The organism is Saccharothrix sp. NRRL B-16314 (assembly GCF_000716595.1).
In the GTDB taxonomy this organism is placed as follows: domain Bacteria; phylum Actinomycetota; class Actinomycetes; order Mycobacteriales; family Pseudonocardiaceae; genus Actinosynnema.
The window spans coordinates 64327-88122 of the sequence record NZ_JNXC01000012.1 but is presented as its reverse complement, the minus strand read 5'-3'; the positions used below and the strand labels follow the sequence as shown (position 1 = coordinate 88122).

Genomic DNA, 23796 nt, shown 5'->3' with positions numbered 1-23796 from the left:
CGCCACCACCTCCTCATACCAGTCGTTCGGCGGCCAACCGGGTGACGGTGGGCAGGCAGACCTTCCCCGTCCGCCCCAGTGGCAGTTCGGGCAGGACCAGCAGGCGTTCGGGCAGCTTGCGGCGGCTCACACCGCGGTCGCTCAGGAACGCCGTCAACTGCCCCAGCGACGGCGGGCTGCCGCCGGGGCGCAAGGCCACGCACGCGCACAGCCGCTCCCCCAGGTCCCGGTCGGGGACGGGCACGCACGCCACCTCGGCCACGGCGGGGTGGCCGCCGAGCGCCGACTCCACCTCGGCCGGGCTGATGGTGTAGCCGCCCCGGATCACCACGCGCTTGAGCCGGCGCACCACGTGCAGGGTGCCGTCGGGGTCGAAGAACCCCTCGTCACCGGTCCGCACCCAGCCGCCGGGCAGGCGGTGGCGCTCGTCCAGTTCCGGCGCGTCGAGGTAGCACAGCGGTGTCATCGGGCCCAGCGCGCAGATCTCGCCGTCCACGACCCGGATGTCGGTCACCGCCGGGTCAGGCCGGCCGACACCGTGCTCCGGCGTGGACGTGTGGCAGTTGACGCCGTCCGACGACCCGTAGATGTTGATCACCGGGCACCCGAACGCCGCGCGCAGGACCGCCAGCGTCGCCGGGGTCAGCACGTCACCGCTCGACACCACCGCGCGCACCGACGAGGTGTCCACAGTGGACTCCAGTTCGGCCATCCGGCGCAGCATCGTCGGCACGCCGAACACGTGCGTCGGTCGGTGCGTCGCCACCACCCGCAACGCCGCCGCCGCGTCGAACCGCCGCATCAGCATCAACGTCCCGCCGAACCGGCACAGCGTGATGGCCGCGCCGAACGAGCCGAACGCCGACGCCAACGGCACCAGCACCAGGTCGCGCGGCACCACCGTGGCGCCGTGCACCGCCCGCACGTAGTTCCCCCGGCCGCCGGCGAACGCGTTGTGCGAGTAGGCGACCAGCTTCGGCGCGGCCTCCGAGCCCGACGACACCAGCACACGCGCGGGTGCCTCAGGATCGACCGCGACCGGCGACAGCGGTGCGTCCCGGCGGGATTCCAGCGCCGCCGACACGTCGCCGATCACCGTGCTCGCCAGGGGTGAACCGCCATCGGGCAGGTGCACGGCCACCGCGCCGACCGCCGCCACCGCCAGCTCCGCCACCACCGCCTCCCGCCCGTTCGGCAGGTCGATGCCGATGATGTCGGCCGGGCCGTGTCCCCGGAGCGACACCGCCAGCCTCCGCACGGCGCGGTCCAACGACGCGTAGTCCATCGGTCCGGCGTCGTCGATCACCGCCGTCCGCCAGGGGTGCGCCAGCACGCGCTCCCGGAACAGCGAGTACAGGTCCCGGTCCGGGCAGTGCCCCGCCGCGACCCACGACCGGCGCAACGCGGCGGGAACCAGGTCCCGCACCACGAAGCCGGTGGACGACGTCCACATCATTCGAACTCCCACGCCGACACCGGCACCACGCACCCGTCCCGCACCAAGGCGCGCGAGAACCTCGGATCCCGCCCCAACGCGGCCAGGTCGGTGCACACCGGCACGCTCAACGGCGCCGTGCACCGCCGCGTCGCCAGGGCGTTCAACCGGGAGGCCGCCGACAGCAGCGACGACGCCACCGCCTGGCCCGCGCCGGACCGGATCCGCCGTGCGACGGCCTCCACCACTCCTCGGGCGCACACCACCCCGCCGAACACGTCCACGATCGTCATCAGCGACGGCGGCACGCCCGCGTGCGCCTGCACCACGAAGTCCGTGCCCAGCGGCGGGCGGGGGCCGAGCGCGTCACCCCAGCCGGACGCCTGCGCGTACACGATGCCGGGCCGCGCCCACGCCAGGTCCTGCGCCGTCAACGCCCACGCGGCGGCCTTCCCGGGCGCCCAGTTGTGCAGGAACACGTCCGCGCCCGACGCCAGCTCCAACAACGCGCGCCGACCGGTAGCCGTGGCGAGATCCACCTCGACCACCTGCTTGCCGCGGTTCAGGGCGTGGAAGCGGGCCGACACGTCGCCGGACACCGGGGGCACGCCCCGCAGCGGATCACCGCCCGGCGGCTCGACCCGCACCACGGACGCGCCCAGCTGCCACAGCAGGTGCCCGGCCATCGGACCTTGGACCCGCCGGCAGGATTCCACCACCACCAGCCCCGACAACGGCAACTCCGCGCAGGCACACCGTTCGGCGGCACTCGTCAGTCCCCCGCCACCGCGCAACCCTCCGCCACCGCACGGTTCAGCGGCACCGCGCAAGTCCCCGACACCGCCCGATTCCCCAGCAACGCACAGCCCTCCGCCACCGCGCAGGTCCCCGACACCACGCGATTCCCCAGCAACGCGCAGCTTCCCGACACTCGGCAGCCCTTCGCCACCGTGCAAGCCCCCGGTACCGCGCACCCTCAGCTCCCCGGCCCGGAACGCCCCGCCGGCCGCCGCACCCGCACCCAACGACCTGATCCGGTACGGCGGCAGGTCGTCCACCGCCCGGTGCGCCACCCGAACCAGCGTCATCCCGGTCACCGCGGCGACCTGTTCCAGCCGCGTGATCGACAGCCGCCCGGTCAGCCCCGTCAGCTCCGGCGGCAACGCGCAGGTCGCCGTCGCGAAGCGGAGCGCGAACGGCCGCCACGCAGCCGCCACCGCGCCCGGAGCGGCGTCCAGCGCGGACCAGAACCGGCGCCACACCTCCGCGTCCAGCGCTTCGACCTCGAACGCCACCCCGTCCGCCGACCGGAACGGCGGCCCACCCAGGCCTCCACCCACACCCCCGCCCACCGCGTCCGGCTCGTCCGCCGTCGCCGCCGCCAAGTACTGCGACACCGCCAGCAACGCCGCCTGCGCGACCGACGTCGACACCCTCCGCAGCGGAACACCGCGCAGCCGCGCCACGTCCAGCGCCCCCGCACCGATCGCATCGAGCTCAGCGGCCACGATCGACGCGTAGTCCAGCCCGAGCGCGGTGGGCCGACCGAACCGCCGGCCGTGCACGTGCATCAACCCGCACGCCGCCTGCACGTCCCTCTCACCGGCCAGCGGCAAATCCACCGGCCCCGCCCACGGCACCGACGTCACCACCGACGTCATGCGGCCCGCCGCCCGTGCACCGAGTACACGACGGGCGAGGTGGCCAGGAACCGTTCGTCGGCCAGCACCTCGCGCACCGCCGCCAACTGCCCGTCCGTCATGCCCGCCGCGATCAGCTTCTCCCGCAACATGTGCGTGGTGTGCGCGAGCAGCCGCACGCCGGGCGACCCGGCCCGCCACGAGTGCACGACCACTCGCGGGTCCACGTCGACCAGCCCGGCCTCGACCATCGCGCCGGCCACCTTGCGCCCCCACCCGCCGTCCACGCCGAACGCGTCGAACACGCTCTCCTTGACCGCCAGGAACGTCTCGTACAGCTCCGCCGCACGCCGGTCCGGCGCCAGCAGCACGGGGCTGTACGAGTTGTCGAACTCGTCCACCTGCAACCACCCGCCGGGCTTGAGCGCCCGGACGAGCTTGCGCAGCACCGCCTCCCGCTCGGGCAGGTGCCGCAGCACCAACCGCACGTGGACCAGGTCGAACTCGGCCTCGGGCAACGGGTCGCACACCACGTCGTGCCGCAGCACGGTGAGCAGGGGTGCGGGCGGCACGTGCTCCGGCTGCACGTCCGTCGCCAGCACCGTCGCGCCACGCCCGGCCAGCCAGTGCGCCACGCTCCCGCCGCCCGCGCCGACGTCCAAGCACCGCCAGCCGAGCCCGACCCCGGTCCGCACCAACCCGCCGAACGTCACCGGGTCGTACGCGGCGGCCAGGCAGCGGTGCTGCTCGGCCACGTGCGCCCGGTCGAAGACGTACGTGGTCACGTCCACCGCCCGGACCCGCACGTCTCGGCGCTGCCGACCAGCCGGGTGAGCAGGTCGAGCCGGCGGACCTTGCCGGTGGCGGTGCGCGGCACGTCGTCCCAGGCCAGCACGTGCGGGTCGGCCATCGTCGGCAGGTCGGCCACCGCCCGCCGCCACGCCGCCGGGTCGACCGGTCCCTCCGCCACCAGCACGGGGATCGGCCGCCGGCCGGGCGTGCCGAGCACCACGCACTCCACCACCTCCGGCAGCCGGTCCTCGACCAGGTCCTCCACCTCGAGGCAGCTCAGCCCTGGCACCGCGTCCACCTCGCGGTCCAGCAGCCGCACGGAACCCCCGCGGGTCAGCACGGCCAAGTCGCCGGTGTTCCACCACGGGCCGTCCTTCTTCGCGAGCCAACGGTCCTGTTCTCCGACGTACCCGGCGCACCGCGCCGCCGTGCGCACCAGCACCAGCCCGCTCTGCCCGCGCGGCACCCGTTCGAACGTCACCGGGTCGACCACGCGCAGCCTCGTCCGGCCGGGCACGGGACGCCCCAGGTCGCGGGCATCCGGTGAACGGTCGAGCGTCCGGCGGGTGAGGAACCGGAACGTCAGCGGCCCCGTCTCGGTCTGCCCCCAGCCCTGCATCCACAGCGGGCGCTTGCGGCGGGACGCGTCGAGCATCGCGCGCATGGCCGGCGGGTGCATGGCGTCGTAGGTGCTGACGAACAGCCGGACGTCGCGGAACGGGTTGTCCGGCCGTGCCGCCAACGGCTGCCACCGCACGTACGCCGAGGGCAGCGCCTCCATCGTCGTCGGGTGGTGGCGCGGGAGCACGGAAGACGCCGCCGCCGGGTCGCTGAGCAGCACGACCTTGCGCGGCGCGAGGCAGAACACGCTGGCCGTCCAGCAGAACGCGCGGCCGTGCGCGTAGGAGCCGGCGTTGGCCACCACGTCGTCGCGGCGCACGCCGATCACCGGCCAGCGCACGGCCTCGAACCGGGCCAGGCGGTGCACGATCGTGCGGGTGGTGTGCACGACGAGCTTGGGCACACCGGTGGTGCCGGACGTGTGGTTGATGATCAGCGGGTCGTCGTCGTGCCTGCGCCGGGGCACGGGCACCCGCGAGCCGCGCACGTCGGCCAGCATCACCGCGCCGGGGACGGGCGGGCCGAGCGACAGCACCCGGCGGGCCAGGTCGGCCGGCAGCACCCGGTCGGTGACCAGCACCTCCGGGTCCAGCCGCTTGAGCAGGATCTCCAGCACGTCGTCCGACAGGTGCCCGGACAGCAGCGCGGGCACCGCGCCGAGCCGCACCGCCGCGCACGCCAGCAGGTCGTAGTCGTAGTGGTTGCGCTTCACCACGGCCACCCGGTCACCTCGCCGCGCGCCGGCCGCGTACAGCCAGCCGGCCGCCTCCCGGACCAGCCTGGCGAGCTGCGGCACGGTGTAGTCGACGACCGGCCCCCGACCGGGCGTCACGACGCCGGTCGGCGCGATGTCGAACGGCCGGTCCAGGTGGACGGTGGTGTGCGTGCGCCGTTCCGCGACCTCTTCGAACAACGTGCCCATGTCGTGCGGCCTCATGCGCGCTGCCTCCTCGTGCCGGTGTCCGACGGGTTCAGGGCGAGCACCCGGGCGGCGGCCCGGCGGCCGGATCGCACCGCGGCCTCGCTGTACGGGGCCAAGGTCACCCAGTCGCCCGCGTAGTCCACGACCCCGCCGATGCGGGACTCGAACTCGCCGCGCAGTGCCAGGGCGCGCGGTGTGGCCTCGGGCAGCCCGTGGCGGAAGCGGTGCACGACCGATCCCGTGACCCCCTCCCGCAGCGCGGGCACGAACCGCGCGGCCTCGTCGGCGAGCACGCGCACCACCTCGTCGTCCGGCAGGTCCAGCAGCGCGGACGCCATCGCCGGGCTCGCGATCACCGTGACCAGACCGCGGCCGTCCGGCGCCCGGTCCGGGTGCTTGAGGTGGTCGAACAGCACCACCGACACCGACCGGCTCTCCGACCGCGGCACGGCGATCAGGTACACGGGCGGCTCGGGCCGGTGGTCCAGCATCAGGTGGACCTTCACCATCGGGGTGAACGTGCAGGCGTCCAGGAACGGCCGCTCGTGCGCGGGGGCGTTCACGTGGACCTCCCGGGCGACGGGCGCGGGCACGGCCAGCACCACGGACCGGGCGCGGAACTCCGCGCCGCCACCGCTGATCCGCGCGAAACCCTGCCCCGTCACCACTTCCCGCACCGGGAACGACGTGGTGACGTCCAGCCGGGCGGCGAGCGTCCGCGCCGGCAGATCCATGCCGCCGTCGTAGGTGCGCCACGCCGTGGAGGGGCCGATCGCGCTCAGCAGGCCCAGGAACGGCGCGGCGGCCGAGCGCTCCGGCAGCCAGCCGAAGAACCCGGACACCACGGGCTGGCACAGGTACTCCAGCACGTCCCGGTGGTACGGCGCGGCGAACTCGGCCACGGTGGCCGTGCCCAGCCGGGACGCCTCCGGCCGCTCGGGGTCGACCGCGTTGCCCAGGGTCGCCCGCAGGAAGTCGGCCCGAGCCCGGACGGGCAGCCCCGCACCGGTCAGCAGCCCCAACGGGTGCGCGAGCCCGCGCCGGACCCGACCGCCGCGCCACACCCCCAACTGCCGCCCGATCTTCGGCACCGCGTCGAGACCCAGGCGCCGCAACAGCTCCCACGTGTGCGGGTAGCCGCGGGTGGAGATCTGCTCCGCGCCGGTGTCGGCCACGAACCCGGACACGCGCCGCGTCGCCATCCGACCGCCGACGTGGTCCGCCGCCTCGAACACCCGCACCTCGCGGCCCGCCCGCGCCAGCTCGTGCGCGGCGGCCAGCCCGGCAATCCCACCGCCGATCACGGCTACGTCGAGGTCGGTCACCGGACCACCAGGTTCACCACGACCAGCGTCACCACGGTCACCCGGTGCACGTCGATGCCGATCCGCCGGGCGCGCAGGATGTCGCCCTGCCCGAAACCGGCCCGCAACTGCCTGGCCCGCAACAGGATCGTGGGCAGGAGTGCGAGCGGGAACCACCACGGCCCGCCGACCAGCGGCAGCGCCAGGATCAGCAGCAGCTCGCACGCCGAGACGCCCAGGACGAACAGCATGTTGCCGCGCGGCGACGTCAGCGCGGCCACCGTCGGCCGGCCGACCCGCCGGTCGCCCGCCACGTCGTTGGTGTTGGAGTAGACGCCGAACAGCAGCGGCCCCAGGCCGAAGAGGAGCGCCTGCACGACGACCACCCCGTCCACCCCGCCGGTGACCAGGCCGTACGGCGCGATCACCAGCGCCCAGCCCAGCGCGGCCAGGAAGAACTCCTGGAAGCCGTGGTAGCTCAGCTTGACGCCCCACGAGTACTGGAGGGCGAAGAAGTAGGTGACCGCGACCAGCACGATCGTCCACATCGGACGGTGGGGCGCGATGGCCAGCGCGCCGAGCCACACCGCCGCGCCGACGACCGCCGTGAGCAACCCGAACCGCAGGACCTGCGGCTCGGTGAGGGTGCCCGCGACGAGCGGTTTGCGGTTGAGCTTGCGCGCCGGGGCGTCCGGGGCGTAGTTCGCGATGTCGCTGCCGTCCCGGTACCCGGTGAGGTCGTCCAGCGCGACCATCGCGACGATCACGAACACCTCGCCGACCAGGAACACCCCCATCGTGGCCAGCACGCCGCCGTCCAGCCGCAGCGCGGGCACGAGCAGCGCCCACACCACCAGGACGCCCAGGTAGTAGTCGACGATGTCGAGCTTGGCGAGCTTCACGTACGCACCGGTGGAACCGGGCGCGATGGTCGTCGTCATCGGGCCTCCTCGAGCCTGGGACCGGACGTGGCCGTGAACCGGCACACTTCGTCGGCGATGTGCTCCACCTGCGCGTCGGTCAGGTGGGGGTGGATCGGGATGGCCAGCTGGCGGCGCGCGGCCGACGCGGCGGCCGGCCAGTCACGGCCGGGCTGGGCGTGCCCGGCGAACGCGGCTTGGCGCGGCAGCGGTGCCTGGTAGTAGACGTGCGTGCCGATGCCGCGGGCGGTGAGGTGGTCGCGCAGCGCGTCCCGCCGGTCGGCCAGCAGCGAGTAGACGTAGAAGCAGCGCCCGTCCCGGCCCGGCGGCGGCGCGAGCACGCCCCGGCCCTCCAGCCCGGCGAACCGGTCGGTGTAGTACTCGCCGATGCGCGCCCGTCGTTCCAGCCGGTCGGGCAGGGTGGTGAACCGGCGCAGCTGGAACGCGGCCATCACCTCGTCGAACCGGCTGTTGTAGCCGATCCGGTGGTGCACGAACCGCTGCCTGCCGTCCTGGCCGTGGTTGCGCAGCATCCGCACCGCCCGGCCGAGCGCAACGTCACCGGTGACGACCACGCCGCCCTCACCGGGCATGCCGAACGTCTTGACCTGCACGAACGAGAACACGCCCGCGTCACCCCAGGTCCCGGCCGGTCGACCGGCGAGCACACCGCCCTGCCCGACCGCGGCGTCCTCCAGCAGCCGCAGGCCCGCCCCGGTGGCGATCCGCCGCAGCGCGGGCATGTCCGCCATCACCGAGAACATGTGCGCGGGCATGACGACCTTGGTGCGCCCGCTGACGAGCTTGTCCACCTCGGCGGGGTCGACCACCATCGTCCACGGGTCCACGTCGGCGAACACCGGCGTCGCGCCCAGCAGCAACGGCGCGGACGCCAGCGGCGCGCACCCGTACGCCGGCACGATCACCTCGTCGCCCGGTCCCACGCCCATCGCGTGCAGCACCAGCGTCAACGCGGACGTCCCGCTGCCGCACGCCACCGCGTCCGCGACGCCGAGCGAGCCCCGCAGCACCGCCTCGAACTCCGCCGTGCGGTCACCGAGGATGAACCGCTGGTCGGCGGTCAGCCCGACCTGCTCCACCACCTCCAGCAGCAGGTCGCGGTCGAACAGGTCCGGCGGGAAGAACGGGATGGTCACGCGCGCCGCCCGAGGTAGAAGGAGCGGATCGCGTCGCACACCCGGTCCACGTCACGGAGCGGCAGGTCCGGGTAGAGCGGCAACGCGAGCGTGCGACGGCACGCCGCCTCCGCGTGGGGGAAGTCGCCGGGCCGGTGGCCGAGGTCGGCGAAGCACGGCTGGAGGTGCAGCGGCACCGGGTAGTAGGTCTCCGTGCCGACACCGAGCCCGGCCAGGTGCGCCGCCAGCTCGTCCCGCCGGTCCACTTCGACCACGTACACGTAGAAGACGCCGCGCACGCTGCCCCGGCGCGTCACCACCGACGGCAGCTTCCGCACGCCGGGGACACCGGCCAGCGCCTCCGCGTACCGCCCGGCCAGCACCGCCCGCCGCCGGATGTCCGCTTCCAGCCGACCCAGCTTGGCCAGCAGCACGGCGGCCTGGACGTCGTCCATCTTGCTGTTCACCCCGACCAGGTCGGTGGTGGTGGCGATGCCCGGGAAGTTGTCGATCGTGCGGCCGAACCGCCCGTGGTGGCGCAGCGCGCTCACCGCCTCGGCGACGTCGGGGTCGTTCGTGACGACCGCGCCCGCGTCGCCGAGCGCGCCGAGGGTCTTGGTGGGGAAGAACGACAGCACTCCCCCGGCGCCGAGCAGGCCCGCGTGCACGCCGTCGTAGCGCATGCCGATCGCCTCGGCGCTGTCCTCCACCACGGTCAGGCCGAGTCGGCGTGCCACCTCGCCCAGCCCGGTCATGTCCGCGAGGTGGTGGAACAGGTGCACGGGCATCACGAACCGGGTGCGCGGCCCTGCGACGGCGGCGACGGAGCCGGGGTCGAGCCCGTAGCCGTCCGGCTCGACGTCGGCGAACACCGGCCGCCCGCCCGCGAGCACCACCGAGGACGCCGACGCGATGAACGAGAACGCCGGCACCACCACCTCGTCACCGGTGCGCAGCCCGCACGCGCGCAGCAGCAGGACCAACGCGTCGGTGCCGCTGTTCACCCCGATCACGTGCGCGGCACCGGTGTACGCGGCCAGCGCGCCTTCCAGTTCGAGGACTTTTCGCCCGTGCGAGAACTTGCCGTTCTCGACCACTTCGACAATGTGCCCACGCATCATCGGCCACAATTCCGAAAATGTCGCCGATTGCGTGAAGAATGGCACGGTCAGCGCACTCACCTCCGCGATCACCGCTTCCGGCAGCGAGCGTATGGCAGGCGGCAGGCCGAACTCCCGAGCACGGGCGAGTTCACTCTTCCTGGTCAACTCGCCGACCCCGAGTTGACAGCCCCACCCGCGTCGGACAACGTCGGCACCGAACACCTCATTGCGATCGCTCATTCCCGATGCCTTCGATACCGGACGAGACAAGAGACAGGGCTCAAATAGTGCGGACACTCGTCGTGGGGTTGGGCCGGGCCGGGGCGGAACTGCACCTGCCGGTACTGGCCAGGGCGCGGACCTCGGTCCGGCAGCTGTTCGACGACCGGCAGATCGTGGCGTGCGACCCGAGGCGGCTGCCGGCGGAACGGCCCGGCCTGGCGATGGTGGGCAGCATCGCCGAGGCCGCCGCGCTGCTCGACCCGGCCGACACGGTGGCGCACGTGTGCACACCGCCGACCACGCGCGCCGAGGTGATGGCCGAGCTGGCCGAGCGCGGCTTCCGGAACGTGATCTCGGAGAAGCCGCTCGCCGCCGACACCGACGATCTGGCCAGGCTGACCAGGTTGCGCCGCAAGCACGCCCTGCGGATCGCGGTCGTGGAACCGTGGCTGACCAGCTCGCTCACCGTGCGGCTGACGGAGCTGATCCGCGGCGGCACGCTCGGCGAGCCGAAGTCGATCTCGATCGTGCAGAACAAGCCGCGGTTCCGCCGTTCGCTGACGAGGCCGAGCCACCTCACCGCGTTCGACGTCGAGCTGCCGCACGGCGTGGCCCTGGCGCTGCGGCTCGCGGGCAGCGCCCGCGTCACGCACGCCGCCGGGTGCGACCTGACCGTGGGCGACGTGGTGGTGCCGCGGATGGGCGGCGCGCGGATCGGCCTGCGGCACAACAGCGGTGTGCGCACGGAGATCGGCTCGGACCTGACGTCACCGGTGCGGGAGCGCCGGATCACGGTCGAGTTCGAGCGGGGCAGCGCGGTCGGCCACTACGCGGTGAGCGACGACGACGACCACTCGCAGCTCACCGTGACGGTCAACGGGCGCAGCGAGCACGAGGTGCTGCGGGACGACTCGCTCACCGAGTGGATGATCCGCGCCTACCGGCTCTTCCACGCCGGCGGTGACCAGCACGCGCGCGGTTTCGCGTTCGCCACGGACGTGGTGCAGCTGCTGTCGGTGGCGAAGAACATCTGCGCCGAGCCGGTGATCCCCGCCGCGCGCGGTGAGGCGTCGCCCGGCCCGGTGGCCGCGAATGTCCGCTGATCCCGTGCTGGCCGGCATCACCGACGAGGCGGCGCCGGACCTGGCCGGCCAGCTGGCGGTGCTCGCCGAGCTGGGCTGGTCGCACATGGAGCTGCGCACGGTCGACGGGCGCGCGGTGGCGGACCTGGACGACGCCGAGTTCGCCGTGGTGGCGAAGTCGCTGGCCGCGTGCGACGTGCGGGTGGTGTGCCTGGCGTCGCGGATCGGCGGCTGGGCGCGACCGGTCGTCACACCGTTCGACGAGGACCTGGCCGAGCTGGACGTGCTGCTGCGCCGGTGCGCAGAGCTGGACACCCGGTACGTGCGGATCATGTCGTACCCGAACGCGGGCCTGTCCGAGCGGCGGTGGCGCGACCGGGTGATCACGCGGGTGTCGATCCTCGCCGAGCGCGCCGCCGTGGCCGGTGTCGTGCTGCTGCACGAGAACTGCTCCGGCTGGGCCTCGATGAGCGCGGAGCGCGCCCTGGACCTGCTCGCGGCGGTGGACAGCCCGGCGTTGAAGCTGCTGTTCGACACCGGCAACGGCGTCGCGCACGGCTACGACGGGTACGCGATGCTGCGGGAGATCGTCGCGCACGTCGAGCACGTCCACGTCAAGGACGCCGCCGGTGACCGGTTCGTGCTGCCCGGCTGCGGTTCGGCACGGGTCGCGGACTGCGTGGAACTCCTGCGCGCCACCGGGTACCGGGGCGCGTGGTCGCTCGAACCGCACGTGTCGCTGCTGCCGCACGCGTCCGGCGCGCTCGCCCCCGACTCGGCGTTCGCGTTCGTCGCGGCCGGTCGGGCGATGGCCGAGCTGGTGCGGTGATCGGAGTCGCGAGGTGATCGGCGAGGACCGGGACCTGCTGCTGAGGCTGCTCGCCCTGCCGACCGCCGGACCGTTGGAGACGACCGCCGAAGTCCGCCTGTGGGACGCGGTCCACGCGTACTCGGAAGCCGGCGAGGACTTCGGGATGCGGACCGTCCACCTCGGTGCGGCGCGGGAGGAGGACGTGCTGCGGCACGACGTGCCCGCCGTCGTGCGCGAGGCGATCGCCGAGGACCCGGACTTCCTGGAACGGCAGCCGAGCCTGGTGCTGCGCGTGGGCGACACCGGGCCGACGGTGATGTTCAACGTGCACCTGGACACCGTCGCGCCGTTCGAACCGGCCGGGTTCGACGGCGTCCGGTTCCACGGCCGCGGCGCGATCGACGCCAAGGGCCCGGCGGTGGCGCTGCTGGCGGGCATCCGCGCCGCGCTGGCCGATCCGGCGGTCGGGCGGGACGTGAGCGTGCTGGTCCAGGCGGTGTCCGGCGAAGAGGGCGGCGCGATGGGCGTGTTCGGCACCCGCCCGCTGGTCGAGGCCGGGTACCACGGCAGCCTCAACGTGTTCTGCGAGCCGACCGACCTGCGCTACCTGCCCCGGTCCACCGCGGCGATGACGGCGTGCGTCCGGGTGCGCGGCGAGGACGCGATCGACGACCGGCCGCACGCCGGGCACAACGCGACGGTGCTCCTCGGTTTCCTCGCCCAGCACGTCGCCGGCGCGCTCGCCGGGCGGGTGCCCGACGGGCAGGTGTGCGTCGCGGGCCTGCACACCGGCCGCATGCACAACCGCGTGTACGGGAGCGGCGAACTGCTGCTGAACCTGTCCTACGCCAACACCGCGTCCGCGCGGGTGCTGGCCGTGGCGCTGGACGCGGCCCTGCGCGACGGGCTGGCCGAGTTCACCGCCCGGTTCAGCGGTGTGCCGCCGTTCCACCGCACCGCCGTCGACGCCGCCGCCATCACCCGGCTGGAGTGGCGCAAACGCGGCCTTCCCGCGCTGCCACCCCAGGACGTGCCGCTGCTGGACGGCGTGGTCCCGCGCTGGCCGGCGCACGAGCCTGCGTTCACCTGTGACGCGATCTGGCTCGCCGACGTGCCCGGCGCGCGGACCGCCGTCCTCGGCCCCGGATCACTGGACGCCAACAACGCCCACGCGCGCGGCGAGCACGCCGACGTCGCCGACCTCGACCGGTTCACCGACGTGGTGCGGGACATCGTCGTGCGGTTCGCGCGGAACGGAGGATCATGACCGTGCTGGTGCCCTATCCGACCCTGCTGGCCACCGTCACCGGTGCCTTCCGGGAGCGCGGCATGCCACCCGACCGGGCCGCGGTGGCCGCGGAGGCGCTGTGCCACGGCGACCTGACGGGGATGAGCACGCACGGCCTGGTGAACCTGACCAGGCTGTACCTGCCGCTGTTCGACTCGGGCCGCACGGACCCGGCCGCCGACATGGCGGTGATCGCCGACCTCGGCGCGTCCGTGCTGGCCGACGCGCGGAAGGCGTTGGGGCTCTGGTCGGCCTCGCAGGCGATGGAACTGGCCGCGGCACGGGCCGCGCGGTACGGGATCGGCATGGTCACGTTGCGCGGTGCGACGCACATCGGGTGCGCCGGGCACCACGCGGCACGGGCGGCGGCGCACGGCATGGTGGGGCTGATCGCCTCGAACTGCGGCGGGCAGCGGATCGCCCGGCCGCCGGGCGGTCGGGAGCCGATGCTGGGCACGAACCCGCTGGCGTTGGCGTGCCCGGCGGGTGACCGGCCGCCGTTCGTGCTGGACATGAGCACGACGGTGGTGCCGACGGGCCGGGTGCGGGCGGCGGCCCGTGCCGGCGAGGAGGTCCCGCCCGGGTGGCTGGCCGCGGACGACGGGACGCCGGTGACCGATCCGGCCGCGTTCGACCGGGGTGACGGCCACCTGCTGTGGCTGGGCGGTGCGCCGGAAACGGGCGCGTACAAGGGTTTCGGGCTCGGCCTGCTGGTCGAGGTGCTGGCCGCGCTGGTGCCCGGTGCGGCGACCGGGCCGACGTCGTCGGTGTCGCAGGACGACGACATCGGCGTGACGGCGTTGGCGTTCGCGCCGTCGGCCCTGCGGTCCGGGTTCGCCGACGACGCGTCGGCCCTGTTCGGGGCGGTCGTGGGCGCGCTGCCGGTCGACCCGCGGGAAGCGGTGACGTACCCGGGGTGGCACGAGGGTGAACGGGCGCGGTGGCGGCGGGCGCACGGCGTGCCCGTGCCGACGGAGCTGTACGAGGAGCTGCGCGCGGTCGCGCCTGAGCTGCGGGAGGCCGGATGACGCCCGACGTGATCCGGTTGGGCGTGGTGGGGCTGGGGGTGATCTCCCGGTTCTACCTGGCCGCGATCGCCTCCTCCCCGAGCTTCGAGCTGGCCGCCGTGTGCGATCCGGACGAGCGCGCGACGGCCGGTCACCGCGTCCCGGTGTACCGGTCGCACCGGGCGATGCTCGACGCGGGCGGCGTGGACGCGGTGGTCGTGACGGCCCCGAACGACGTCCACGCGGGTGTCGCGTCGGACGCCATCGCGTGCGGGCTCCCGGTGTGCGTGGAGAAACCCCTGGCCACCACGCTGCGGGACGGCCTGGCGGTGGCCGAAGCGGCCCGCACGCGGGAGGTCGCGCTGTTCACCGCGTTCCACCGCCGGTACAACGCGAACGTGCTGGCGCTGCGGGACAAGCTGACGGGAGGCCCGCCGATCGCCGAGCTGACCGTGCGCTACCTGGAGCGGATCGAGGAGCACGTCGGCCGCGACCGCTGGTACCTCGACCCGGCGCGGTCCGGCGGCGGGTGCGTCGCCGACAACGGGCCGAACGCGCTGGACCTGGTCCGCATGTTCCTCGGCGAGCTGACGCTGGAGTCGGTCCGGATCACCCGCACCGCGGGCGTCGACCGGCACGCCGTCCTGCACGTGCGCGGCACCGGGCCGGCGGTGGTGGAGCTGGACTGGTCGCACCCCGGCGAGACGAAGGACGTGACGGTCCGGCTCACCGACGGGACCGTGCTGAGGGGGGACATGCTCGCGGGCTTCGACGAGTTCAAAGGCTCGCTGTGGCACGAGTACACCGGCGTGCTGCACGACTTCGGGCGCGCCGTGGCACTGGGCCCGGCGTGGCGGGACGGCGGCCTGGCCGCGTTGGACCTGGTGGACGAGGCATACCGACGAGAGGGCGCGTGATGCAGGAGGACGGCGACAAGCGGGCGGTCGGCAGCCGGGTGGTGAAGGTCCTGGTGCACCGCCGCGACGACCGCGGCATGAGCCTCGAACCGTTCGCGAGCCGCTGCGTGCGCCGGGGCGAGGTGCACGAACTGGTGACCACGGACCACGACGACACCACACCCGGCGCGCGCGTCGACCGGGTCGCGTTCCTCGGGTTCGTGGAGATCGCCAACGCGGGCGTGATCGACCGCGGCGACGAGGTGTGGTGCGACGGCGGGCTGGTCGGCACCGTGCTGGGCTTCGACGCCTGCCACCACCCGAACCACTACAACATCCTGATCAGCACCCCCACCCCGCGCACCGGCCCCGAACTCGGCCTGCGGCCCGAGATGGGCGTGGTGTTCAGCCCGGCGGTCGTGACCGCCGCCTGACCGCGCGTCCTGTCCGCAACACCGAACGGCGCCCCGGGGATCGTCCCGGAGCGCCGTTCGTCCGCGTCAGGTCAGTGACCGAGGAGCGGCACGTCCAGGGTGCCGAAGTGGTAGGCGCGCACCGCACCCACCAGCTCGTCCACGGTCAGCGTCCCGTTGCCGCTGACGTCGATCGTGCGGAAGGCCTCGATCGCGGACGAGGCGTCGACCCCGATCGCCTCCAGCCACTTGCGGAACTCGGACGGGCTCACCTCGCCGTCGCCATCGGTGTCGCACAGGCCGACCATCGCGGCGACCGTCGGCCGGATCACCCGGTTGAAACCGGCGTCGCCCTCGGCGAACACCTGCGCCTCGACGACGCTCAGGAACTGGTCCTCGGTCATCGCGCCGTCCGCACCGACGCCCGCCTTGCTCGCCAGGAACTCGAACATGGCGATGTAGGCGTCGACCAGCGCCCGCGCCTGCGGCGACGACTTGTCCTCGCCGAACGCCTTGATGATGCGCATCGCCTCGGCCTCGTAGTCGGACTTCTCGATCCGACCGTTGCCGTTGACGTCCCACTTCTCGAAGCGCTTCTTGAGCCGATCGTTCTTGACCGTCGTGGACATGACCATTCGGGGACTCTCCTCAATGTGAAAGGTGGTTCGAGCGAAACGTGGTGTGCGACTTCGGTCTCCTGACCTGCTCCCCCGCCGGGGGTCACCTCACAGGCGCATGACCTCCCCTCCCGGCACGCTGCCCGTGACGTCGAGCAGCAGCCGCGCGCTCCTGGCCAGGTGGCCCAGGTCGTAACCGCTGTGCGCGACGAGCAGCACGGTGGCGTCGCTCGTGCGCAGCGCGGAGTCGAGGTCGGCGACGGGCGGGCCCAGCGCGGGCACCTCGCCCGCCACCGGGTCGTGGTAGCCGACCACCGCGCCGAGCGCGCCCAGTTCGTCGGCGATCCGGAACGCGGCGGACTCGCGCGTGTCCGGCACATCGGCCTTGTAGGAGACCCCCAGCAGCAGGACCCTCGCCCCGGCGACGGGCACGCCTTCGCGGGTCAGCAGCCGCACCGCACGTTCGACCACGTAGGACGGCATCGCCGAGTCGACCCGCCGCGCGGCCTCCACCACGCCGAGCCGGGCGCCTTCGCGGCGGGCCTTGTCCAGCAGGTAGCGCGGGTCGATCGGGATGCAGTGCCCGCCGACGCCCGGTCCGGGGGTGAACGGCTGGAAGCCGAACGGTTTGGTGGCCGCGCAGTGCAGCACGTCCCACACGTCGACCCCGAGCCGGTCGCAGAACACGGCGATCTCGTTGACCAGCGCGATGTTCACGTAGCGGTAGGTGTTCTCCAGCAGTTTGGCCATCTCGGCCTCGCGCGTGCCCCGGGCCACCACGACCGTGTCCACGAACCGGCTGTAGAAGGTGGCGCAGTGCTTCGCGCACAACGGCGTGTGCCCGCTCACCACCTTCGGTGTGTTGCGGATGCCGTAAAGCCGATTGCCGGGGTCTACGCGCTCAGGCGAGTAGCCCAGCGGGAAGTCCTCCCCCGCCAGCATCCCGTGCCGCTCCAGGACGGGTCGCAGCACTTCGTCCGTGGTGCCGGGGAAGCTGGTCGACTCCAAGACCACCAGCGTGCCCGGCCTCAGGTGGTCCGACACGACCCGGGCAGCGGCGCGGACCGAACCCAGGTCGGGTCGGCCGTCGGCGGCTAAACCGGTCGGCACGCAGATGACCACGGCGTCGGCCTCGGCGATCACCGAAGGGTCGGTCGTGGGGGTGAAACCCCTGGCGCGCATGGCCCGCAGCTCGGTGGACGACACGTCCATCACGTGCGAGCGGCCCTCGGTGAGCGCGCGGACCACGTCCGGGCTGGTGTCGTACCCGGCCACCGCCATACCCGCGGCAGTGGCCGCCGCCGCGAGCGGCAGCCCGACGTAGCCGACTCCGACCACGACCAGATCGAAGGACACGTGCACCTTTCCACTTCATCGGTTCGGGGACTCCACACATGGATCAGGCTCGGAACGCGGCGCCGAACGTCGGCACGTGCGTGCCGTACCCCGCTTCCACCGTCACCAGGGGCACGAGGCACAGCTGATCGCTGAAAATCGTCACGGGGCCGTCGGTCAGGTTCGACAGCACGTGCGCGCCGTCCGGGAGCGCCTTGCAGCCCTTGGGGTTCTCGTAGGTCTCAAGTGGAGCGATCTCGACCGAGAACACCACCACCTGGCCGGTCGCCGCCTGCGCCACCGGGGCGGGCGAAGCCAGCAGGACTGCGGACGCCAGCCCACCGAGCACGCCGGACACGCGTTTCACGGTCGCCTCCTCACCTGGGAATCATTGCTGTCCGCAAGCTAACAGTCACCCAGAGCGAGAAGTGGCGATCGAACCGAACACCACTCGGGCAGGTTGCGCCCCACCGCGAGAGTTCATCCGGTCGGTCACGCCACACCTGGCCGGGGTGGTCTTCGACGACCTTCACCCCGGCGCGATTCACGAGTTCGGGCGACATCCCGCCCGTCTCCCCCACGGTCGGGACGAAGGCCGGTTGCAAGGCGTGACCAAGCCCGGGAGCACCAGGCCGTCACCCCGGACGTCCACTTTCACCGAAGTGGACCGGGACAGCGACGGTCCGCCCTGCCTAGGGTCCGAAGATCACCTTCTTCGACTGGAGACACCGTGCTGGACGACGTGCTGGACGACGTGCTCGACGCCACGACCCGTTACGCGGCCTCGATCCTGGCCGACCTGCCCACCCGCCCCGTCGTGCCCGGCGGTGACACCACGACACCCGAACCCCTGGCGCTACCCGTGACCGGGATGGGCTTCGACGGCGCGCTGGACCTGTTCACCCGCCGCTGGGCGCCCGGCTTCTCCGGCTCGGCCGGTCCCCGCTACCTCGGTTTCGTCACCGGCGGCAGCACCCCCGCGGCGATCGCCGGCGACTGGCTCGCCACCGCCTTCGACCAGAACCCCGCCGCGTCGGACGGGTCCTCCGCGCCCGACCTCGAACGCGAGACCGTGCGCTGGCTCGCGTCGATGTTCGGACTCGGCGACGAGCACTCCGGGGCCTTCGTCAGCGGCGCGACGATGTCGAACTTCGTCGGCCTGGCACTGGCCCGGGAATGGCTCGGTGAACAGGCCGGTGTGTCCGTGGCGCAGGCCGGCGTCGGCGCGCTCGGATCGGTCAAGGTGTACTCCGGCGCACCGCACTCCAGCGTCTACAAGGCCTTGTCGATGCTCGGGCTCGGTCGGGACAGCCTGCGGCCGGTGCCCACCCTGCCCGGACGGGAAGCGATCGACGTGTCCCGGCTCGCCGCCGAACTCGACGGGACACCCGCCGTCGTCGTCGCGAACGCCGGCACCGTGAACACCGTCGACTTCGACGACCTCCGAGCCATCCTCGAACTCAGGGCCCGAAACCCCTTCTGGCTGCACGTCGACGCCGCGTTCGGCGGGTTCGCAGCCCTCGCCCCCGACCACGCCCACCTCGTCGACGGCCTGAACGAGGCCGACTCCGTGTGCGTCGACCTGCACAAGTGGCTCAACGTGCCGTACGACTCGGCCATCCAGTTCACCCGCCGGCGCGACCTCCAGGTGGACGTCTTCCGCAACTCCGCCGCGTACCTCGGCCTGCCGACCGGCAACCCGGACTTCGTCCACCTGACCCCGGAGAACTCCCGCCGCCTGCGCGCCCTCGCCGCCTGGTTCACGCTGACCGCCCACGGCCAGGACGGCCACCGCCGGATCGTGGAGCGGTGCGTCGACCTGGCCCGCCGGCTCGGCGACCTCCTCGCGGACACACCCGGCGTGCGCCTCCTGGCACCGGTCCGGCTGAACGTCGTGTGCTTCACGCTCGCCGACTCGCCGACCCCGGAACGCGTCGCCGAAGCCGCCCGCCGCATCGCCGCCCACGGCGAGACCTTCCTCACCCCGACCGTCTACAACGGACAGCCCGCCCTGCGCGCCGCCTTCAGCAACTGGCGCACCCGACCCGCCGACCTGGCCGCCATTTACGGCGCGATCGCCGACGCGTGCGACGGCCTCTGACCCCTAGTCAGGGCTGGACCGTCGGGGCTGGACCGTCGGGGCTGGATTCGCGGCGCTGGACCGTCAGGTGAGAGTCGGCAGGACGTCGGCGGCGACGGTGTCCAGGATCGCCTCGTCACCGGCGAACGGACCCGAGTCCCGCGGCCACGGCACGAGCACGTCGGTGAAACCCAGCTCGTCCGCCCGACCCAGGAAGTCGCGGAAGCACTCGATGCTCGACAAGGAGTACACCGGCGCGGCGTCGGTCTGGAGGAACCTGCGGACCGACCCCGACGGCCGGGACTCGGCGGCCAGCGCGTCGTCGAACCGCGCCGGCAACTCCGTCACCGACTTCCACCACCCGTCCAGCGCGTCGTAGTGGGAACCGATGGTCACCCAACCCTGGCCCAGCCGCGCCGCCAGGGCCAACGCCTTCGGACCGTTCGCCGCCACCACGAACGGCGTCCGCGGGCGCTGCACGCAACCGGGCGCGTTGCGGGCGTCGACCGCGGTGAAGTACTCGCCGGAGTAGTCGACCCGCCCCGTCGTCAGCAACGCGTCCAGCAGCTCCACGAACTCCGTGAAGCGGCGCGACCGGCTGACCGGCGCCGTCCTGCCGAACACCTCCACGTCGTACCCGCCCAACCCCCCGGCGCCGACGCCCACCGTCAACCGGCCGTCCGACAGGTCGTCCAGCGCCGTGACGTCCCTCGCGAACGGCACCGGGTGGCGGAAGTTCGGCGACGCGACCATGAAGCCCAGCTCGATCCGCGAGGTCACCTGCGCCGCCGCGCTCAACGTCGGCACCGAGCCGAACCACGTGCCGTCGACCAGCGAACCCCAGCCGAGGTGGTCGAACGTCCACGCGTGGGCGAACCCGTACGCCTCGGCCGCCTGCCACCGCGGCTTCGCCTCGGCCCAGCGGTACTCCGGCAGGATGGTGATCCCGACCCTCATGACTGACCCCCTACTGAACAGATGTTGTGTTCAGTCGAACAGAACTTGCGTTCGCAGTCAACGACAGGGACGCGGTCGACGCGAAAAAACGCCTGCCCCCGGCCGCTGACGAAGCGGCGGGGGGCAGGCGTTCCACGGCAGGGGCAGGCGTTCCGGCGAGCCTCGCGGGGTCTAGCCCCAGATCGAGCCGGCCCACTCGGGGTGGTCGACGAACGGGTTCCGGTTGTGCTGGTACGTGTCGTAGATGACCTGGTTGCGGCGCTTCTCGAACGCGTCCGGCGGGTCCTGCGCGTTCCACTGGAGCAACACCGACAGCCGGCCGTGGTACGGCGCCGTGCCGTTGTTGACGTTGTTGTTCATCTCCAGGTTCACGTAGCCGTCGCCGCCCTCGTACCGCACGGCCATGTAGAACAGCATCCGGGCGACGTCGCCCTTCACCGCGTTGCGCGGCTCCCACGAGTCGGCGTCGGTGTAGTTGCCGGGCGCCTCGCCGACCGGCGAACCACCCATGTCGAAGTCCTTGTTCCCGCGCTCCGCGTTCACCGACACGTCCGTCGGACGCAGGTGGTGGATGTCGGTGCCCGGACCGGTCGCCGTGCCGAAGTCGCCGTGCGACTTGGCCCAGACGTGCTCGCGGTTCCAGTCGTTCGGGTCACCGCCGTTGAGGGTCTTGCTCTGCGAGCGCCCCGAGTACAGCAGGATCACGTTGGCGCTGTTGTTCGGGTCCTGGTCGGTGGCCTTCAACGCGTTCCACACCTGGTCGTACGACAGCTTGGTGTTGGTGCGGATGATCCCGTTCAACGCCGTCTTCAACGACGCCCCGGTCTTGCCGATGGCGTTGCGGTAGTACGTGGTGTCGTAGTCGCCGCCGCCGGCACTCGTCGTGGTCGTGACGGTGGTCGTCGTGGTCGGCGACGTGCCGGCGTGGGCGAACGCGGTCGGCGACGTCAGGCCCGGGTGCGAGAAGTACGCGCCCAGGGGACCGGTCACGTCGATCCGCGCGCCGAGCAGGCCCGGGTTGGTCCGCAGGCCCCACTGTGCGCGGATCGCCGACGTGATCTGCACGTACAGCATCTGGCTGGTGCTGGTCTGGGTGGGCGTGTCGGCCAGCGCCAGCGCGTAGTCGGACGGGAAGTTCGACCGCACCACGGTGTTGGTGGCGGTGGGCTGCCCGACGACGTAGCCGCGCACGGTGGCGGACGCGCCGGTCTGCTGGCCGATGGCCTGGGCCACCGTGATCGGCGTGGCAGCGGCGGCGGTGGGGATGAGCAGGGCCGCCGCGATGGCGACGACGGAAACGACAACAGCGAGCGGATTCAGCAGGGGTCGCACGATTGGGTGTCTCCTCCCGGGCGCGGCGGCGCAGGGTGGGCCGCACCTTGGCAGGATCCCATGAAAGATCACTCGATCGAGTGAATGATCAACGAACGTTCGGGAAGGGATAAGAATTAGTCAACACTGAAGAAATAGGGACCACTGGTCAAACAGCGGTGTGGATCACCCGCTGGGGTGGCCCTCAACCGGTGACGGGGACGGGATGAGCGGGCCGCGCCCAAGCCGCCAGACGGGGGGCGAGCAGCCGGTACACCTCGGGGTCGAGGCCCATGCCGGTGTGGCTGCTGGCCACCTCCACGCAATCCGCGCACGGGTCCGCGCACAGCTCCCACGGCGCGATGGCGTCGTTGCGGGAGAACACCGCGATCGCGGGCACCTCCAGCGGCCGGCCCATGACCGAGGAGTTTGTGGAGTAGCACAGGCCCGCGAAGCAGTCCTCGTCCAGCAGGCCCGGAACGCCCGCCGACGACAGGCGGGCCAACGTCCGCGCCACCCTCATCACGCTGGGGTGCGCGCCCAACTGGTCCAGCACCGGGCTGGCGAGCATCACCAGGCCGCGCACCAACTCGGGTCGGCGCACGGCGAGGAGGCGGCACAGCCCGCCACCGCGGCTCTGCCCGAACAGCACCACCTTGCCGCCCGTCGCCTCGACGTGCGCCTCCACCCGGCGTTCCAGGCGGTCGAGCAACCGGGTCGTGCACCCGACGTTCAGGCCGATCCGCGCACCGATGGGCGCGTAACCGCGCTTGCGCAACCACGTTGCCGTGAGCTGCAGGCTCCGGTCACCGAACCCGAACCCCGGCACCAGCACCACACCGAGGCCACGACCTTCGTCCGGTTCGGCGGCACGCCACGCCGGATCGCCCAGCAGGCGGGGGATGCCGAGCATCATCGCCACCAGCACCTGTTCACGGGCCGCCGCGCGGACCGCCTCCAGCACGCCCATCCCCACCTCCCGGTCAGGGAGTAGCAGGGTTCCCCGTTCGGGGCGGTCCATTCCGATCCGACTCGGCGTTTGCCGCCGGGAACCGAGGGAACCAGAGACCATGTGGTTGTGGAGACCGCCGGGCGTGTACCGGCCCCAAGAGGACACCTGGCTGATCGCCGAGGCGTTGGCAGGCGCGGGCATGCCGCGTGGCGGGCGGGTGCTGGACATCTGCACCGGCACCGGCGCGTTGGCGGTCGCCGCGGGCCAGGCCGGCGCGGGTGAGGTGACCGCGGTCGACCTGGGCCGCCGCGCGGTGGCCGCCGCCTGGGTCAACGCCCGGTTGCGCGGGCTGCCTGTGCGCGTGCGGCGAGGCGACTTCGGCGACCTGGTCGGCACCGGCGAGTTCGACGTCGTCACGGCCAACCCGCCGTACGTGCCGAGCCCTGCCCTGCCCGGACGAGGACCCGCACGGGCCTGGGACGCGGGACCGCGCGGACGTGCCGTGCTGGACCGGCTGTGCGCCGTGATGCCGCTCTTGTTGGCGCCCAAGGGGATGGGGCTGATCGTGCACTCGACGTTGTGCGATTCGGACGTGACCCTGCGGCAGCTGCGCGGCGGTGGGCTGAAGGCGTCGGTCGTGGCCCGTCGCACCGTCCCGTTCGGACCGGTGATGCGGCAACGTGCCCGGTGGCTGGCCCGGCGCGAGCTCATCGAGGACGGCCAGGCGCACGAGGAGCTGGTGGTGATCCGTGCCGACGCCGCGTGACGCCCGGGTGGTGACGGTCGTGCCCGGCGGACCGGTCCTGGTGGAAGGGCCGGTCGAGCTGCGGCTGGACGACGGGACGGTGGTGTGCTCGGACCGGTTCGTCGTCGCGGTGTGCGCGTGCCGCCGTAGCAAGCGCTACCCGTTGTGCGACACCAGTCATCGCAAACGTCGTTGACGAAACACCTG

23 protein-coding genes and 1 pseudogene are annotated in these 23796 nt (G+C 72.8%); 9 read left to right on the top strand and 15 right to left on the bottom strand.

The window, feature by feature from the left end; genetic code table 11:
* Window positions 1-13: 13 nt before the first annotated feature.
* The 8 genes from OQ02_RS19120 to OQ02_RS19085 are packed head-to-tail and all read right to left on the bottom strand — an operon-like array spanning window position 14 to window position 9888.
* The gene (locus OQ02_RS19120; RefSeq protein WP_033439837.1) at window positions 14-1456 is read right to left on the bottom strand and encodes an ANL family adenylate-forming protein; all 1443 of its coding nucleotides are present in this window, start codon (window positions 1454-1456) and stop codon (window positions 14-16) included.
* Window positions 1453-3096 (bottom strand): CoA transferase, encoded by a 1644-nt coding sequence (locus tag OQ02_RS41925; RefSeq protein ID WP_033439836.1) that lies wholly within the window; start codon window positions 3094-3096, stop codon window positions 1453-1455. The genes OQ02_RS19120 and OQ02_RS41925 overlap by 4 nt, the downstream gene beginning before the upstream one ends.
* Window positions 3093-3881 (bottom strand): class I SAM-dependent methyltransferase, encoded by a 789-nt coding sequence (locus OQ02_RS19110; RefSeq protein WP_033439835.1) that lies wholly within the window; start codon window positions 3879-3881, stop codon window positions 3093-3095. The genes OQ02_RS41925 and OQ02_RS19110 overlap by 4 nt, the downstream gene beginning before the upstream one ends.
* Window positions 3857-5425: a class I adenylate-forming enzyme family protein gene (locus OQ02_RS19105; RefSeq protein WP_231500109.1), complete on the bottom strand. Its 1569-nt coding sequence runs from the start codon at window positions 5423-5425 to the stop codon at window positions 3857-3859. Before OQ02_RS19105 ends, OQ02_RS19110 begins: the two co-directional genes overlap by 25 nt.
* Window positions 5422-6735 carry an NAD(P)/FAD-dependent oxidoreductase gene (locus tag OQ02_RS19100; protein WP_033439833.1) on the bottom strand — a complete coding sequence of 438 codons (1314 nt, stop codon included), beginning with the start codon at window positions 6733-6735 and terminating at the stop codon, window positions 5422-5424. The genes OQ02_RS19105 and OQ02_RS19100 overlap by 4 nt, the downstream gene beginning before the upstream one ends.
* Window positions 6732-7655 (bottom strand): UbiA family prenyltransferase, encoded by a 924-nt coding sequence (locus tag OQ02_RS19095; RefSeq protein WP_033439832.1) that lies wholly within the window; start codon window positions 7653-7655, stop codon window positions 6732-6734. The genes OQ02_RS19100 and OQ02_RS19095 overlap by 4 nt, the downstream gene beginning before the upstream one ends.
* Window positions 7652-8791, bottom strand: coding sequence for a DegT/DnrJ/EryC1/StrS family aminotransferase (locus OQ02_RS19090; protein ID WP_033439831.1), 1140 nt, complete (start codon window positions 8789-8791; stop codon window positions 7652-7654). Before OQ02_RS19090 ends, OQ02_RS19095 begins: the two co-directional genes overlap by 4 nt.
* Window positions 8788-9888 carry a DegT/DnrJ/EryC1/StrS family aminotransferase gene (locus tag OQ02_RS19085; protein WP_442973651.1) on the bottom strand — a complete coding sequence of 367 codons (1101 nt, stop codon included), beginning with the start codon at window positions 9886-9888 and terminating at the stop codon, window positions 8788-8790. Before OQ02_RS19085 ends, OQ02_RS19090 begins: the two co-directional genes overlap by 4 nt.
* A gap of 272 nt (window positions 9889-10160) precedes the next feature.
* Here OQ02_RS19085 and OQ02_RS19080 point away from each other — a divergent pair, with 272 nt between their 5' ends.
* Genes OQ02_RS19080 through OQ02_RS19055 form a run of 6 tightly spaced genes read left to right on the top strand, consistent with a single transcriptional unit; the run spans window position 10161 to window position 15613 of the window.
* The gene (locus tag OQ02_RS19080) at window positions 10161-11198 is read left to right on the top strand and encodes a Gfo/Idh/MocA family protein (RefSeq protein WP_231500107.1); all 1038 of its coding nucleotides are present in this window, start codon (window positions 10161-10163) and stop codon (window positions 11196-11198) included.
* Window positions 11188-12006, top strand: a complete 819-nt coding sequence (locus tag OQ02_RS19075; RefSeq protein WP_033439829.1) for a sugar phosphate isomerase/epimerase family protein — start codon at window positions 11188-11190, stop codon at window positions 12004-12006. Before OQ02_RS19080 ends, OQ02_RS19075 begins: the two co-directional genes overlap by 11 nt.
* Window positions 12007-12019: 13 nt before the next feature.
* Window positions 12020-13255 (top strand): M20/M25/M40 family metallo-hydrolase, encoded by a 1236-nt coding sequence (locus tag OQ02_RS19070; protein ID WP_033439828.1) that lies wholly within the window; start codon window positions 12020-12022, stop codon window positions 13253-13255.
* Window positions 13252-14304 (top strand): Ldh family oxidoreductase, encoded by a 1053-nt coding sequence (locus OQ02_RS19065; RefSeq protein ID WP_033439827.1) that lies wholly within the window; start codon window positions 13252-13254, stop codon window positions 14302-14304. The genes OQ02_RS19070 and OQ02_RS19065 overlap by 4 nt, the downstream gene beginning before the upstream one ends.
* Window positions 14301-15200 carry a Gfo/Idh/MocA family protein gene (locus OQ02_RS19060; RefSeq protein ID WP_033439826.1) on the top strand — a complete coding sequence of 300 codons (900 nt, stop codon included), beginning with the start codon at window positions 14301-14303 and terminating at the stop codon, window positions 15198-15200. The genes OQ02_RS19065 and OQ02_RS19060 overlap by 4 nt, the downstream gene beginning before the upstream one ends.
* Complete coding sequence (locus OQ02_RS19055; RefSeq protein ID WP_033439989.1) at window positions 15200-15613, top strand: DUF6917 domain-containing protein; 414 nt, start codon at window positions 15200-15202, stop codon at window positions 15611-15613. The genes OQ02_RS19060 and OQ02_RS19055 overlap by 1 nt, the downstream gene beginning before the upstream one ends.
* A 71-nt stretch (window positions 15614-15684) precedes the next feature.
* Here OQ02_RS19055 and OQ02_RS19050 read toward each other — a convergent pair whose 3' ends face one another.
* The 3 genes from OQ02_RS19050 to OQ02_RS19040 all read right to left on the bottom strand — a co-directional run bounded on the left by OQ02_RS19050 (window position 15685) and on the right by OQ02_RS19040 (window position 17911).
* Entirely contained in the window at window positions 15685-16227 is a 543-nt protein-coding gene (locus OQ02_RS19050; RefSeq protein WP_231500106.1) for an EF-hand domain-containing protein, read from the bottom strand.
* Window positions 16228-16317: 90 nt separating this feature from the next.
* Window positions 16318-17565, bottom strand: coding sequence for a nucleotide sugar dehydrogenase (locus OQ02_RS19045; protein ID WP_033439987.1), 1248 nt, complete (start codon window positions 17563-17565; stop codon window positions 16318-16320).
* Between the two features lie 43 nt (window positions 17566-17608).
* The gene (locus tag OQ02_RS19040; protein WP_051772517.1) at window positions 17609-17911 is read right to left on the bottom strand and encodes a hypothetical protein; all 303 of its coding nucleotides are present in this window, start codon (window positions 17909-17911) and stop codon (window positions 17609-17611) included.
* A gap of 363 nt (window positions 17912-18274) precedes the next feature.
* On the opposite strand from OQ02_RS19040, the gene OQ02_RS19035 reads away from it, so the two are divergent.
* On the top strand, window positions 18275-19645 hold the full coding sequence (locus OQ02_RS19035; protein WP_033439825.1) for a pyridoxal phosphate-dependent decarboxylase family protein: 1371 nt from the start codon (window positions 18275-18277) through the stop codon (window positions 19643-19645).
* A gap of 63 nt (window positions 19646-19708) precedes the next feature.
* On the opposite strand, the gene OQ02_RS19030 is transcribed toward OQ02_RS19035, so the two are convergent.
* The 4 genes and pseudogenes from OQ02_RS19030 to OQ02_RS19020 form a co-directional block, all read right to left on the bottom strand.
* Window positions 19709-20581, bottom strand: a complete 873-nt coding sequence (locus tag OQ02_RS19030; protein WP_033439824.1) for an LLM class flavin-dependent oxidoreductase — start codon at window positions 20579-20581, stop codon at window positions 19709-19711.
* A gap of 171 nt (window positions 20582-20752) precedes the next feature.
* Window positions 20753-21532: an endonuclease gene (locus OQ02_RS19025; protein ID WP_197043406.1), complete on the bottom strand. Its 780-nt coding sequence runs from the start codon at window positions 21530-21532 to the stop codon at window positions 20753-20755.
* Window positions 21524-21814 (bottom strand): annotated as a pseudogene (locus OQ02_RS47165) (DUF6359 domain-containing protein); the annotation flags it as partial. The gene OQ02_RS19025 and the pseudogene OQ02_RS47165, both read right to left, overlap by 9 nt.
* Before the next feature lie 283 nt (window positions 21815-22097).
* Entirely contained in the window at window positions 22098-22862 is a 765-nt protein-coding gene (locus tag OQ02_RS19020) for an alpha/beta fold hydrolase (RefSeq protein ID WP_051772516.1), read from the bottom strand.
* Window positions 22863-22962: 100 nt separating this feature from the next.
* On the opposite strand from OQ02_RS19020, the gene OQ02_RS19015 reads away from it, so the two are divergent.
* Window positions 22963-23610 carry a HemK2/MTQ2 family protein methyltransferase gene (locus tag OQ02_RS19015; RefSeq protein WP_033439822.1) on the top strand — a complete coding sequence of 216 codons (648 nt, stop codon included), beginning with the start codon at window positions 22963-22965 and terminating at the stop codon, window positions 23608-23610.
* Window positions 23594-23785 (top strand): CDGSH iron-sulfur domain-containing protein, encoded by a 192-nt coding sequence (locus tag OQ02_RS19010; RefSeq protein ID WP_033439821.1) that lies wholly within the window; start codon window positions 23594-23596, stop codon window positions 23783-23785. The genes OQ02_RS19015 and OQ02_RS19010 overlap by 17 nt, the downstream gene beginning before the upstream one ends.
* Window positions 23786-23796 lie beyond the last annotated feature (11 nt).